Source organism: Acidocella sp. (assembly GCF_050253495.1).
GTDB lineage: Bacteria > Pseudomonadota > Alphaproteobacteria > Acetobacterales > Acetobacteraceae > Acidocella.
In genome coordinates, this window is the sequence record NZ_JBFWIX010000008.1 from 76,355 (window position 1) to 89,383 (window position 13,029).

At 58.9% G+C, this 13,029-nt stretch carries 13 protein-coding genes; 6 read left to right on the top strand and 7 right to left on the bottom strand.

All coding sequences use genetic code 11. The annotated features are described in order from the left end of the window. Positions 1-40: 40 nt before the first annotated feature. Entirely contained in the window at positions 41-1,462 is a 1,422-nt protein-coding gene (locus tag AB7D48_RS08350; protein ID WP_427977624.1) for a trypsin-like peptidase domain-containing protein, read from the top strand. A 1-nt stretch (position 1,463) separates the two neighbouring features. Here AB7D48_RS08350 and AB7D48_RS08355 read toward each other — a convergent pair whose 3' ends face one another. The 7 genes from AB7D48_RS08355 to efp all read right to left on the bottom strand — a co-directional run bounded on the left by AB7D48_RS08355 (position 1,464) and on the right by efp (position 6,840). Further along, on the bottom strand, positions 1,464-1,754 hold the full coding sequence (locus AB7D48_RS08355; RefSeq protein WP_427977627.1) for a 4a-hydroxytetrahydrobiopterin dehydratase: 291 nt from the start codon (positions 1,752-1,754) through the stop codon (positions 1,464-1,466). Positions 1,755-1,837: 83 nt separating this feature from the next. Next, entirely contained in the window at positions 1,838-2,416 is a 579-nt protein-coding gene (locus AB7D48_RS08360; RefSeq protein ID WP_427977629.1) for a 5-formyltetrahydrofolate cyclo-ligase, read from the bottom strand. Between the two features lie 35 nt (positions 2,417-2,451). Next, positions 2,452-3,594, bottom strand: a complete 1,143-nt coding sequence (locus tag AB7D48_RS08365; protein WP_427977632.1) for a peptidoglycan -binding protein — start codon at positions 3,592-3,594, stop codon at positions 2,452-2,454. Further along, positions 3,572-4,720: a flagellar motor protein MotA gene (locus tag AB7D48_RS08370; protein ID WP_427977635.1), complete on the bottom strand. Its 1,149-nt coding sequence runs from the start codon at positions 4,718-4,720 to the stop codon at positions 3,572-3,574. The genes AB7D48_RS08365 and AB7D48_RS08370 overlap by 23 nt, the downstream gene beginning before the upstream one ends. Next, positions 4,717-5,340 (bottom strand): hypothetical protein, encoded by a 624-nt coding sequence (locus AB7D48_RS08375; protein ID WP_427977638.1) that lies wholly within the window; start codon positions 5,338-5,340, stop codon positions 4,717-4,719. Before AB7D48_RS08375 ends, AB7D48_RS08370 begins: the two co-directional genes overlap by 4 nt. 16 nt (positions 5,341-5,356) lie before the next feature. Then, on the bottom strand, positions 5,357-6,184 hold the full coding sequence (locus tag AB7D48_RS08380) for an inositol monophosphatase family protein (protein WP_427977640.1): 828 nt from the start codon (positions 6,182-6,184) through the stop codon (positions 5,357-5,359). A gap of 89 nt (positions 6,185-6,273) precedes the next feature. Next, positions 6,274-6,840 carry an elongation factor P gene (gene efp / locus AB7D48_RS08385; protein ID WP_427977642.1) on the bottom strand — a complete coding sequence of 189 codons (567 nt, stop codon included), beginning with the start codon at positions 6,838-6,840 and terminating at the stop codon, positions 6,274-6,276. Positions 6,841-7,075: 235 nt separating this feature from the next. Here efp and AB7D48_RS08390 point away from each other — a divergent pair, with 235 nt between their 5' ends. The 5 genes from AB7D48_RS08390 to ureC all read left to right on the top strand — a co-directional run bounded on the left by AB7D48_RS08390 (position 7,076) and on the right by ureC (position 12,997). Beyond that, positions 7,076-9,694 (top strand): autotransporter outer membrane beta-barrel domain-containing protein, encoded by a 2,619-nt coding sequence (locus AB7D48_RS08390; protein ID WP_427977645.1) that lies wholly within the window; start codon positions 7,076-7,078, stop codon positions 9,692-9,694. A 148-nt stretch (positions 9,695-9,842) separates the two neighbouring features. Further along, positions 9,843-10,673, top strand: coding sequence for an urease accessory protein UreD (locus AB7D48_RS08395; RefSeq protein WP_427977647.1), 831 nt, complete (start codon positions 9,843-9,845; stop codon positions 10,671-10,673). Between the two features lie 10 nt (positions 10,674-10,683). Further along, positions 10,684-10,986 (top strand): urease subunit gamma, encoded by a 303-nt coding sequence (locus AB7D48_RS08400; RefSeq protein WP_427977649.1) that lies wholly within the window; start codon positions 10,684-10,686, stop codon positions 10,984-10,986. Then, positions 10,983-11,291 (top strand): urease subunit beta, encoded by a 309-nt coding sequence (locus AB7D48_RS08405; RefSeq protein WP_427977652.1) that lies wholly within the window; start codon positions 10,983-10,985, stop codon positions 11,289-11,291. Before AB7D48_RS08400 ends, AB7D48_RS08405 begins: the two co-directional genes overlap by 4 nt. Then, positions 11,291-12,997: an urease subunit alpha gene (gene ureC, locus AB7D48_RS08410; RefSeq protein WP_427977654.1), complete on the top strand. Its 1,707-nt coding sequence runs from the start codon at positions 11,291-11,293 to the stop codon at positions 12,995-12,997. Before AB7D48_RS08405 ends, ureC begins: the two co-directional genes overlap by 1 nt. Positions 12,998-13,029: the final 32 nt, after the last annotated feature.

A 13,029-nucleotide genomic window follows, 5' to 3' on the forward strand; every position in this document is an offset into this window, starting at 1 on the left:
CCCTCTTGCGAAGATCGCCCAGCCTCGTCACTCTCTCAGCATGAAGTTCCTGGCGTATCCGTTTTCTGCCTTGTTCCTGCTTGCCGCGCCGGTGGCCCGCGCGGGGGAGTTACCGCCGCCCATGGCGGAGCTGGCCGCCAAGGTGTCGCCCGCCGTGGTCAGCATCGCGTCCATGGCGCCGGCGGGCAATGATTCTTCGCAGAACGACGACGACAATGACGGAAACGACGATGGGGATGGAAACGACGCGGCGAGCGCATTTCATCCGACCGCGGACACCCCGGACGATACCGCGGGAACGATCGTGCCGCCGCCAAAAACCATCGAGTCGTTGGGCTCGGGCTTTGTATTCGATCCGGCGGGTTATATTCTGACCAATAATCATGTGGTGAACGGTGCCAGTTCCGTGACGGTCACTTTTCCGGATGGCACGGTATACCCAGCCATCATTGCCGGACGTGATCCGGATGCCGATCTGGCTGTTCTGAAAATCAAGGCCGGCCACCCCTTGCCATTCGTGCCGTTTGGGGCTTCCGCCAAGATGCGCGTGGGGGACTGGGTCCTGGCGGTTGGCAACCCGTTCGGCATGCCTGGCACCAATACGGCGGGAATCGTAAGTGCGCTGAACCGGCGGATTGGCGATACGAAATTCGATGATTTCATCCAGACCGACGCCGCGATCAATAAGGGAAATTCAGGTGGCCCTTTGTTTAACATGCAGGGGCAGGTTATTGGCGTGAACTCCGCCATTTATGCGCCTTCAGGGACATCGGATGGGATTGGGTTCGCTATTCCCTCCGCCATGGCCGAACCCGTGGCCGAGGCGCTGGCCCATGGCGGCAAGATGACACGCGGCTGGCTGGGCGTGGCGACGGAAGAGGTGACGAGCAATATCCAGGCGGCCCTGAAACTGCCCAGCGCATCTGGCGCTCTGGTGGGAGCGGTTTCTCCCGATTCACCCGCTGATGGTAAATTACAGCCAGGCGATGTCATTACCGACCTTGGCGGCGCGCGGATCGATAATCCCCGAGCGCTTTATATCCGCACCGCGGAGTTTCAGGCGGGGCAGAGCGTTGCGGTGGATTATGTGCGCGATGGCGTCAAGATGCACACCAGCTTGACCATTGCCGTTCCACCGCCGCCATTGGATGAAACCGTGATGCCGAAAGTAGAAGCACCATCCGGTCCGGTGAGCTTGCCTGCCTATGGGTTGGGGTTGGCGGGTAAGCCCGTTGCCAATGGTGTTTCCATTACCTCGGCCAAGGGACCGGCGGCGAAGGCGGGGATCGTCGCGGGCGATGTCATCGAGCAGGTGAACGGCAAGCCCGTGGGCGATGCGCAGGATGTGCGTAAGCTTATGACGGGTCTTGGACAGGATCCTGCCGTGCTGCTGATCAGCGGGCCCGTGAAGGGAGGCGGCAACCCTGGCCCACGCTGGGTGGCGGTGGTGGCGGGAAAGTAAATTATTCCTGATTGGGGATGAAGTCGTTGATGGCGCGGGCAAGTTGCATGTCTTTTTCCGTGACGGCGCCCGCGCTGTGGGTGGAAAGGGATATGCTCACCTTGTTATAAGTGTTTGACCAGTCTGGATGATGGTCGGCTTTCTCCGCCAAGAGCGCCACGTAGGTCATGAACGAAAAGGCTTCGGTAAAATTCTTGAAGGTGACCGTCCGAGTGATGGATTTTCCATCCGGGGCCCATTGCCATCCTGGCGGCGATTTCAGGGGAGGGGTGGTTGTCTGATTTTGTGTCATGCCCTTGGTCTTTTCTGTTCAAAGTGTTCGGTTGGACATGCCCATTCCATGATCTGGCCTGTGGTCAAGTCAATCTGAAATTATCATGGGTGTTCAGGTTTTAATGGGGGCTGGCGGAAGAGCGTGATGCCGGTTTCCGAGGCGAGGGCGTGCAATGGCAGGTCCGTGGGCTCGGTGGGGATGGCGGCGGTTTGCTGGATCGCATAGGCGCAGCCAAGACGGAACACGCCGGGCAAAGCGGCCAATGTTCGGTCATAATATCCGCCGCCATAGCCAAGACGGTTGCCTGAGACGTCAAATGCCAGAAGGGGGATGAGCAGGAAATCCGGCGTAAGAAGAGGCGCATCCGGATGCTGGGTGTTATAGCGGCCCGGCAGCATCTTGGTGGTTGGCGTCCAGGCACGGAAGATCAAGGCTTGGCCTGGCGGCGGTGTTTCCGGCAAGGCCAAGAGCTGTCCCCGTTGGTGCAGGGAATGCAGCAAGGGCATAATATCGATCTCGCCGCGCATGGGCATGAAACCACCGATGATGGCCTGGTGTGGAATGAGCCCGCTGGCCAGGACATGTTCCGCCAGATTGGCGCCCAGACTGGATTGCTGTTTTTCCCGCTTTTCCAGCATCAAGCGCCGGAGGCTAGCCTTTTGCTCCGAAACCTGGCTCATGCGCTTCCCCGTTCCTGTGGCGTGAGCGGTTTTTTTCACGGTGTGGTCAGGCGAAACTCGATACGCCGGTTTTGTGCATAATCGGCGGCCGTGTTGCCTGGCGCGATTGGGTTGTTCGAGCCCATGCCCGAGACGATCAACTTTTGCGACGGGACGCCATTGGCGACGAGAAGATCCAGTACCGCGAGCGCGCGGGCGGTGGAAAGATCAAAATTGGATTTATAGGGTCCGCCTCTGATGGGTTGTGCGTCGGCATAGCCATCCACGGAGAGCACCCAATTCACATTCGGAGGGATTTTCGCGGCGATTTCCTTGACCGCCTTTGCAACTTTGGCAATTTCTACTTTTCCCGCGGGGGTGATGGTGGCTTCATCCACGGGAAACAGTACATCGCTCTCGAATACGAAACGGTCTCCGACCACCTTGATGTTCTTTTCGCCTTGCAGGCTTTCCGAGAGTGTCTTGAAAAAGACGCTTTGATATTGCTGCAGTTCGGCGACTTTCCGGGCGAGAGCCTCATTAAGCTGTTTACCGAGATCGGTGATCTGCACCTTGTCTTTCTCGTCCGCGCTCTTGGCTGCGTCCAATGCCACCTGCAGTGCCGCCAACTGGGCACGCAAGGCGGCTAATTGCTGGTTGAGCAGGGTGATTTGCGCTTGCTCCTGCTGGTTCAGCTTTTGCGCATCGGATAATTTGGACTGAAGGCCGGTGCCGTTGACTGTCTGCATCTGGGCTTGCAGGCTTGCAATGCGCCCAGTCGCTGAAGCGGCTTGGGCTTGCGCGTCGGAGAGCTGCGCCTGAAGGGATTTTTGCGCGCCCTGCAAGGAGGTGATGGTGGTGTTGTCTGAGCTAAGCTGTTGATTCAGGGTTGTGTTTTCTGCCTGAACAGTGGCGAGCTGAGCATTCAGGGCGGTCAGTTCCTGGGAGAGTGTGGCGTTTTTCGTGGTCTGCATCGACAGGCTTTGAGTCAGCTGTGCGATTTGCTCCTTCAATTGGCTGATCGTGTTATCTGACCCTTTGAGGGCTGAGGATAGAAAAGCCTCCGCCAGAACGAAGACCAGCAAGACGAAGATGGTGACCATGAGCAGCGTGGACAGGGCATCCACATAGCCTGGCCAGGCATCAAGCCCATTCGTTCCCCCGCCGCGCCGTTTGTTACTCATGGTTTCTAGACTCATCCAGCCGCGCCGAAACAGTGCGGGTGAGAATCTTGAGATCGCTGCGTAAATCTGAAATATTTTGGCTGCGGCCTTGCTCTGATTCAGTGATGAACCGGTTGAGCAGAAGCTCGATATTGCGCAAATGCGCCCGGGCGACATCGTCGGCGTTGCTCTTGCCGTCTGATAATTTGCTCAGAAGCGGGCTGAGGGAGATCTGCGCGCTGGCCACTTTTTCCATGAGTTGCTGTTGCAGACGCAGCGTGTCGCCAAGGTCGGCCATGCGGTCCGCCAGGGCACGCAGGGCGTTATTGCCTTGTACCCGGCTTTCTTCTCCGCGGGTCAGAACGCGCTGCAATTGGTCCATGTTTTCAGCGGTCTGTTCAAGCAAGGCTTGAACATAAGCGGGGACGCTGGCCTCACCGTCTCCGGCCAGGGCGCCTGTGCCAAGGCGGGTGAGGGAGGCAAGCCATTCCTCCAGCTCATTGAAAAAGCGGTTCATCGCCTGCCCGGCGGTAAGGTCCAGAAACCCCAGGATCAACGCTCCGGACAGACCGAACATGGATGAGGAAAAAGCCGTGCCCATGCCAGCCAGGGGTTTGGACAGGCCGATTTTCAACTGCTCGAACATGGCGTTGACGTCGCCGCCGCCCACGAGATTCATGCCGTTTATCACGGCCGCCACGGAAGATACGGTGTGCAGAAGCCCCCAGAAGGTGCCAAGCAGGCCAAGGAAGATCATGACGCCGGTTGTGTAGCGTGAGAGTTCCCGCGATTCGTCGAGCCGGGTGGAAACGCCATCCAGGATCGTGCGCATGGACTGGCCGGACAAAGTGATGCGCCGTTCGCCGTCGGCCCGGCCATGCAGCATGCGCGCCATGGGGGCCAGCAAGGCGGGAGGCGGGGATTCCACCAATTTAGGGCGATTGCGCCGGAAATCCTCCACCCAGGCAAGTTCTGGGTAAAGCTTTTGAACCTGGCGGATGTTCCAGACCACACCGAAAATTTCAACCACGAAAATAACCGAATTGACCACTGGGTTGGCCATGAAGAAATGCGCCAAGACAGGAGAGAGCGCCACCGCGCCGCCATAGATCACCACGCAGAAGAGGATCATGCGGATGAGGTAATTGGTGGGCTTGGTCATGGTTTCGCGCTGGCTCCGATCAAGGCTTCGTTGTTATCGGCGCCGGGGGTACCGCCGATGGCGCGGGGAATGATGTTTTGCGGCTTCACACCGCAGGCGATGAGTGCGTCGCGGAGGGCGAAGGCTCGGGCCATGGCAAGACGCATGCTGCCCGAGGCATCTGTGGAATCCGCCGGGACGCGGGTCAGTATGGGAACCCGCGCATCGGGTGAGCAGAAGGGTTTGAGGATGCTGGTGGCATCGGCGGGCAGGGCTGAGCTGCCGGGCGCGAAGGCAAGCCGCGCCACGGGTGGAGCCGACGGCTTATGCTCAACCGGTTTGGCGCTTGGCGGTGAGGGAGGCTGGCTGACCGCTGGTGAATCGGGAGAGGGAGGGGGAAGTGGAAGCGGCGCCGGGTTGGCGGGCTTGGCCGGGTGATGCGGCTTGGGATGTTTATGAGCAGCCGGTTGCTCATGGGCGGGCGCGGGCGGCTTTGCCGTGACGGGCTGGAGGGCGGACGCCGAGGCGGCAGGAGGGAGGCCGCGAAGCTGTTGCAGCGCGGCGGGATTCACCGAAACCTGGGCATTTGCCCAGGCAGGGATGAGGACGACGAGACCGGGTAGCCAGAGTGCCTTGTTCACGCCCGGTAAACTAGCCTTAACCCCGCTTGACCGCCAGACCGTCCTGAACGAGTTCAAGGAGCTTGGGGTGGAGATGCGGGTTGGCGGCGACCACGACGCTGTCTACATTGTCCTTGCCTTCGCCATCGGTGGCATAGCCCCCCGCCTCACGGACAATTAGCATACCCGCCGCGATGTCCCACGGCTTGATGCCCATTTCCCAATACCCATCATAGCGTCCGGCCGCGACCCAGGCGAGGTCCAAGGCCGCGGAGCCGAAACGGCGGACACCAGCCGTGACGGGCATCAATGCGCCCAGTGTACGGGCGAAGGCCAAACGGTTGGCGCCCGAGGTGGCGGCGAAGGGAATACCGGTGGCGAACAGGGCCGTGTGGAGTTCACGTCGCGCGGAAACACGCAGGCGTTTATCGTTGAGGTAGGCGCCGACGCCTTTTTCGGCCCAGAACATTTCGCCATTCACCGGACAATAGACCACGGCCGCGGTGATTTCGGTGCCGTTGTCCGGCAGGCGTTTTTCCAGGGCGATTGAAATCGCCCAATGTGGGATGCCGTGTAGGAAGTTGGTGGTGCCATCCAGCGGGTCCACGATCCAGCGCCAGGACCATTTATCGGACCCAGAGGCGCCGCTTTCCTCCATCAGAAACCCATAACCAGGGCGGGCTTTTTCCAATTCCTCACGCAGCGTCTGTTCGGCGCGTATGTCCGCTTGGCTGACGAAATCCCCAGGCCCCTTTACGGAAACCTGGAGATTTTCGACCTCCATGAAATCCCGAAGCAGGCGTTTGGCTGCTTTGTTGGCGGCATTATGCATCACCGTCATATGCGCGGAGAGACGTGGCATCATGGTGAAATATCCCGAATGAAAAGCCGAAACGGCGTCCGGGACGCCGGCTTGTCCGCCGCGTCCGGAAATTGGGCTATGGGAGCCTGGTTTTAGCCTTTGGCGCGTTCGACGTAAGACCCGTCTTCCGTGCGGACGACGATCCGTTCCCCAGCTTCGATGAAGGGGGGCACCAGCGTTTTCACGCCGTTGGAGAGTTTGGCGGGCTTATAGGAAGAGGAGGCGGTCTGGCCCTTCACCACCGGGTCTGCCTCGACGACTTCGAGTGTCGCGTGGGGGGGGAGGGTGATGCCGACCGGGTCGCCTTCGACGAGAGCCACGACGACCGGCATGTTGTCTTGCAGGAAGGGCGCGGAATCGCCCAGAAGCGCCATGGGCACCATGAATTGCTCGAAAGTTTCAGGATCCATCAGGACGAGATTGTCACCGTCCGTATAAGAATAAGTATAGTCGCGATCCTCGGTGGTTAGGCGTTCAACGGTGTCGGCGGTACGCCAGCGCTCATTGGTCTTGTTGCCGGTCTTCAGATTGCGCATTTCGACCTGAATGAAGGCGCCTCCCTTGCCGGGGGTAATGATCTGCTGTTTCAGCACGGTCCAACGCGCCCCGTCGTGTTCGATGACCTGGCCAGCGCGGATGAGGTTTGCCTGCTGCTTCATAATACTACCTTGCGGATTGAATACTGAATGATCGTGAGGCCGGGGCTTACGCTGCCCGGGCGCCAGAGGCAAGGGTCGCGGCGTTTTGGCGTGATGGTCTGGAATGGGCGGCGAAGAGGGGCGCGTTCATCCTTGAGGTGAGCGATTAACGGGCCGTTGAGGATGAAGGGGCTAGGATCGGCACAATCTCAGGTCGTGCTTGTGCCGCAAAGGGGGCTTTTTGAGGGTGGCCTCGATGAATTCCGAGTTACAGAATGCCGCGTGGCGCCTATCCAGGGTTGGTTGCGCGCCGCTTCTGGCTTTTCCCGCGGTTTTGTCCCTTGGTTTGCCGGCTTTGGCGCAAAACGTGATCGATACCAGCCAGTCAAGCGGTGTGTCGCTCGATCATTATATCGGACCGGTTGAAATAGAAACCGGCGTGAGCCTGGGGAGCGTGGGGGGAGTGGTTGTCGCCGCGGATTTTCCGGTGCAACTGGTCAATAATGGCCAAATCTCCAGTGCATCGGGGGTCGGCGTTTCGCTCGGCCAAGGCGGGGAATTGGTGAATAACGGGCTGATTCATGCGGGCAGCTATGCCGTGCGGGTCGAGGGAGACGTGGGGGAGGTCACCAATACCGGGCAGATTTCCGCTGGATATGATGGTGTCAGCCTCAATCGTGGGGGAACGGTAAGCAATGAAGGCTCGATCTTCGGTGGGCATATTGGCGTTTACACCGGCAACGGCCTTGGAGTGGTGCAGAATAGTGGCACGATTTCGGCGCAGTCGGGCGATGCCGTGTCGCTCTATTCCGGTGGGACGCTGGTGAATGCGGCCAAGGGAGAATTGCTTGGCGGGTATTCCGGTGTTTACGCCGGTGGCGATGGCGCTGTTATCACCAATGCCGGGCTTGTCAGCGGAGATCTGTTTGGCGCTTACCTGATGGGGAACGCCACTGTCAGCAATCATGGCGTTCTGGCGGGTGGGCGCGATGGCGTGATCGATATTGGCCAGGGCGGCCGGGTCGTTAATGATGGCGTGATCCGTGGAGGGGAGGACGGTACGCGGTTCACCAAGGACGGCGGCCTGGACAATGCGGGAACCATTGCCGGAGGGGTGGACGGGGCGGTGCTTGGCCTGGGCGGTCGGCTTACCAATCAGGCGGGGGGTGTCATCTCCGGGGGAGTGGATGGCGTGGTCGCCGGGGTGGGAAGCGAGATCGTGAACGCGGGCACGATCTCAGGCTCGACCGGCCTTGAAGTGGCCGGTTCTTCGACGATCGAGAATAGCGGCACCATCATCGCGGGCATGGGGGGCGATGCCATTCGTCTGAATGGTGGGGGTAGCAGCGTCATATTATCAACCGGCAGTGAGGTTGATGGCGCTATCGCGGGAAATGGCACGGCCAGCGCTGTCACCTTGACGGGGCATGGATATTTCTCCGGGGCTATCACGGGCCTGCAAAATGGGATGCTTGCCGTACAGCAGAATGCCGTCTGGACCGTGAGTGGCAATTGGGACGTGGGAAAGGTCGTGAACGAAGGCATGTTGACGGCGGGGCTGGTGGGCGCGCCGCTTATCATAACGGGCGATTTCACCCAGACGGATACCGGGACATTGCGGGTGGTGGTGACGCCGCGCGGTATGAATCATCTGGTTGTTTCCGGTACGGCGCATTTGGCGGGTACGCTGGCCTATGTGTTGTCGCCCGGCACCTATGAACCGTCCAGCTATGATTTTTTGACGGCATCGGGTGGTGTTCAGGGGGATTTTGCCGATGTGGAAACCAGCAATGCGTCCCAGCATGATCGCTCGTTGATCAATTCGACCGCGTCGGTGGCGGTCGCGGATGGGAAGAGCGCCGCATTGGCCATTGCCGGTCCCTTGGTTGTGGCGCCACCTGATGGAAGTTTGTTTGCCGCGGCCGGACAGGTGTTGACATTGGACAGCACGGAGGCCGGGTTGGCCTTATTAAGGCGGGGAATCGGGCAATATGATGATCAGGGCGGTTGCGCCGATGTGCCCGCAGGGGAGACGGGTCAAAAAAACGCCATCGTCACGGCGCTGGCTGGTGGCTTCTGCCGTATGGGAGGTTGGTTGACGGTAACCGGCGGCGATCTCTCCACCGATGGTCGCTATGATTCGCGTGGCGGAGGATTTTGGGCCGGAATGGCGCGCGCGGTGGGGCGGGCGCACCTCGGTTTGGCTGTGGGATATGGTGCCTCGAATATCGAGGACGAGTCCGGCGGCAAGGCTTCGCTGAGGACGATCAGGCTGGGAACTTATGGATATATGCCTGTTGGTCGTGTCGTGATCAGCGGTGCGGTTTCGGGTGGATTGATCAGCATGACCACGACCCGCCCCACGGGGGTGGGGAACGCGAGTGGAGATGAGCATGGAAATATTGTTTCCGCCGCCATGCAGGTTGGGATGCCGCTTTTTGTCTGGGGCGGTGATGTGCGTCCGGCCGTGGGGATGACGCTCAGCCATTTAGCCATGGGAAATGCCCAAGAGATTGCCGCCAGCCAAGACCTCGCCCTGCATCTGTCGGCGTTTCAGGGCACGTATGTGGCGCCTTATATGAGTTTAACGGCCTTCAAACATTGTACGACCTCCTCCGGAATCGAGGTGATTCCGGAGATTGAGGCCGGGTTGAGCGTGAATGCCACAAATCCTGGACCGGACGCGACAATGGAGGCACGGGACGGTAGTCGGTTCGATTTTTCATCGTCCCGCCTGTCTCTCGTAAGTGGCCGGGCAGGGGTAGGGTTGGATGTCAAGCGTGGCCAGTGGCGTATCCACGCGCATTATGGGGCTGTCGTGTCAAGCAATTGGCATGCGCAATATGTACAAGCGGCGTTGTTGTTGCGGTTTTGAGGGGGCCAACTGCGTGGAAAGCCATGATGCCGGTTTTTGGCGTTGGGGTGGAGTGTTGAGCTAAAAGCAAGGCAAATCAAGCAGGAAGCAATGAGAGGCGGAATAAATGCCCTCTTGCGCGTACCGGATGGACCGGTAACTTGGAGTTATGAATTTCATCTCCTCCTCCGCCTGTCTGTCAGACGTTCCGCACCAAAGGGCGGAAGGGGGGCTGGACCTTGCGGTGGCGCTGCAAGGTGAACGGCATCGATTAGCCCGATTTTACCAGCGAGGGAGTTTGAAGGCGCGCTGCATCCGGACGGGAGACGCCATTGAACTGGTCGCCATCAATATTTCAGGTGGAATGGCGGGGGGAGATACGGCCAGTGTCAAGATGGAGCTGATGGCGGGCGCAAAGGCGGTTTTTACGACCCAGGCCGCGGAACGGATTTACCGCTCTCTTGGAGAGGTAACGCGCGTCGAAACCAGATTGATCGCCGGTCCTGGGGCGCATTTGATGTATCTTCCCCAGGAAACCATTTTGTTCGATGGCTTCGGCCTCAAGCGAAGCTTGGAGATCGACTTGGCTGAGGGCGCCAGTTTCGTGGGGGTTGAAGGGCTGGTTTTTGGGCGGCTTGCCATGGGAGAGGTAATCGAGCGGGGGAGCTTGTCCGATAAAATCACTTTGCGGCGTGAGGAAAGGCTGGTTTGGCGGGATGTATCCAGGGTCGAAGGGCATGTCTTTGCCCGGCTCGACAGGCCCGGCATAGGGAACGGGGCCCGCGCCATGGCCAGCCTGATTGCCGTTGGAGATGGGATGATGGCCAAATTGCCGGCAGTACAGAATGCGCTGTCCGGGCATGTTGCGGGGCTCAGCACACATGATGGTATGATATTGTTGCGGCTGTTGGCGGCTGATTCGGCGTCCCTCAGGCGAGTTGTGACGGCTGCGTTGTCGATGCTGGGAAATGGCGCGCTGCCGCGCGTGTGGCAAAGTTAAGGAAAAGATCGTGAACCTGACAAGTCGGGAGAAGGACAAGTTGCTGGTGGCCATGGCCGCGATTGTCGCGCGGAAACGTCTGGAGCGGGGGGTGAAGCTGAACTACCCTGAAGCCGTGGCCTTGATCACTGATTTCGTGGTGGAAGGCGCGCGAGACGGTAAGCGTGTGGCGGAATTGATGGAGGCTGGCGCGCATGTGCTGACGCGTGATCAGGTGATGGAAGGGGTTGCCGAGATGATCCATGACGTACAGGTTGAAGCGACTTTTCCGGATGGGACCAAGCTTGTCACCGTGCATGAGCCTGTCAGATGATTCCCGGGGAAGTCATGACACAGGATGGTGAGATCGAACTCAATGCAGGACAGGAAAAGATGGTTTTGGTTGTGGCCAATACCGGAGACAGGCCTGTCCAGGTGGGGAGCCACTACCATTTCGCGGAAACCAATGCCGCCTTGGCCTTCGATAGGGCTGCCGCGCGGGGTAAGCGGCTCGATATCGCGGCGGGAACGGCCGTACGTTTCGAGCCAGGGCAGAGCAGGGAAGTGGTTTTGATCCCTTATCGCGGGAATAGAAAAATTTTTGGGTTTCGTGGTTTGACCATGGGGAGTGCTGATTAATGGCCCGTATTTCCCGTGCCGCCTATGCGGATATGTTTGGCCCCACGGTTGGGGACCGTGTCCGGCTGGCGGATACGGAATTATTCGCCGAGGTCGAGAAAGACTTCACCGTTTATGGGGATGAGGTGAAGTTCGGCGGTGGCAAGGTCATTCGCGATGGCATGGGCCAGTCCCAGATGACCAATGCTGAAGGTGCCGCGGATACGGTGATCACCAATGCCTTGATTATCGACCATTGGGGGGTCGTGAAGGCCGATATATCCATTGTTGCTGGAAGAATCAAAAAAATTGGAAAGGCCGGGAATCCGGATATACAGCCAGGGGTGGATATTGTCATCGGGCCCGGCACTGAGGTGATCGCGGGCGAGGGAAAGATTGTCACGGCCGGTGGCATTGATTCCCATATCCATTTCATTTGTCCGCAGCAGATTGAAGAAGCGCTGGCCGCGGGCATTACCACCATGGTCGGTGGAGGAACGGGACCGGCCACTGGAACAGCCGCCACAACCTGCACGCCGGGGCCGTTTCATCTGGCGCGGATGCTGCAAGCGGCTGAGGCTTTTCCCATGAATCTCGCATTTACGGGTAAAGGAAATGCAAGCCAGCCCGCGGCCTTGGAAGAGATGATCCGGGCGGGCGCATCTTCGCTTAAGCTGCATGAGGATTGGGGAACAACGCCCGCGGCGATCGATAATTGTCTTTCGGTGGCTGATGCGTTTGACGTGCAGGTGATGATTCATACCGACACGTTGAATGAGAGCGGTTTTGTGGAAGATACCATAGCGGCTTTCAAGGGGCGCACCATCCACGCTTTTCATACTGAAGGGGCGGGTGGCGGACATGCGCCGGATATTATTCGTGTCGCGGGGTTGCCGAATGTTTTGCCGAGTTCCACGAACCCGACACGCCCCTATACGGTGAATACTCTTGATGAGCATCTCGATATGCTCATGGTTTGCCATCATCTGGATGGAACGGTCCCCGAAGATATTGCCTTCGCCGAATCACGAATTCGCAAGGAGACGATCGCCGCCGAGGATATTTTGCACGATTTAGGTGTGCTTTCGATGTTCTCTTCCGATAGCCAGGCCATGGGACGTGTCGGTGAGGTGATTATACGCTGCTGGCAGACAGCGCATAAAATGAAAATTCAGCGTGGCGGCCTGCCGGGAGATGGCGGGGCCGACAATGCGCGTATCAAGCGTTATATTGCAAAATATACGATCAACCCGGCTATTGCCCAAGGCCTGTCCAGCCATGTCGGTTCCGTGGAGGCAGGTAAATTGGCGGATTTGGTTTTGTGGTCGCCCGCGTTTTTTGGAATCAAGCCAGATATGGTGTTGAAGGGTGGGAGCATCGCCATGGCGCAGATGGGGGATCCCAATGCCTCGATTCCCACACCGCAGCCGGTGCATTATCGCCCGATGTTCGGGGCATATGGGAGGGCGCTCGTTGAATCCTCCCTATTATTCGTGTCGCAGGCTGCCCTGCAAGACGATATCGGCCACCGATTAAAGCTGACTCGTCCCTTGGAGGCGGTAAAAAATGTGCGGGGGGGGATTGGTAAAAAGGCCATGATCCATAACGATGCGATGCCTGTCATAGAGGTGGACCCGGAAACCTATGAAGTACGCGCGGATGGTGAACTACTTGTTTGCGAACCAGCGGAAAGCTTGCCGATGACACAACGTTATTTCCTGTTTTGATTCCGCCGCCCGAAGACGGCATTGTTGTCTTT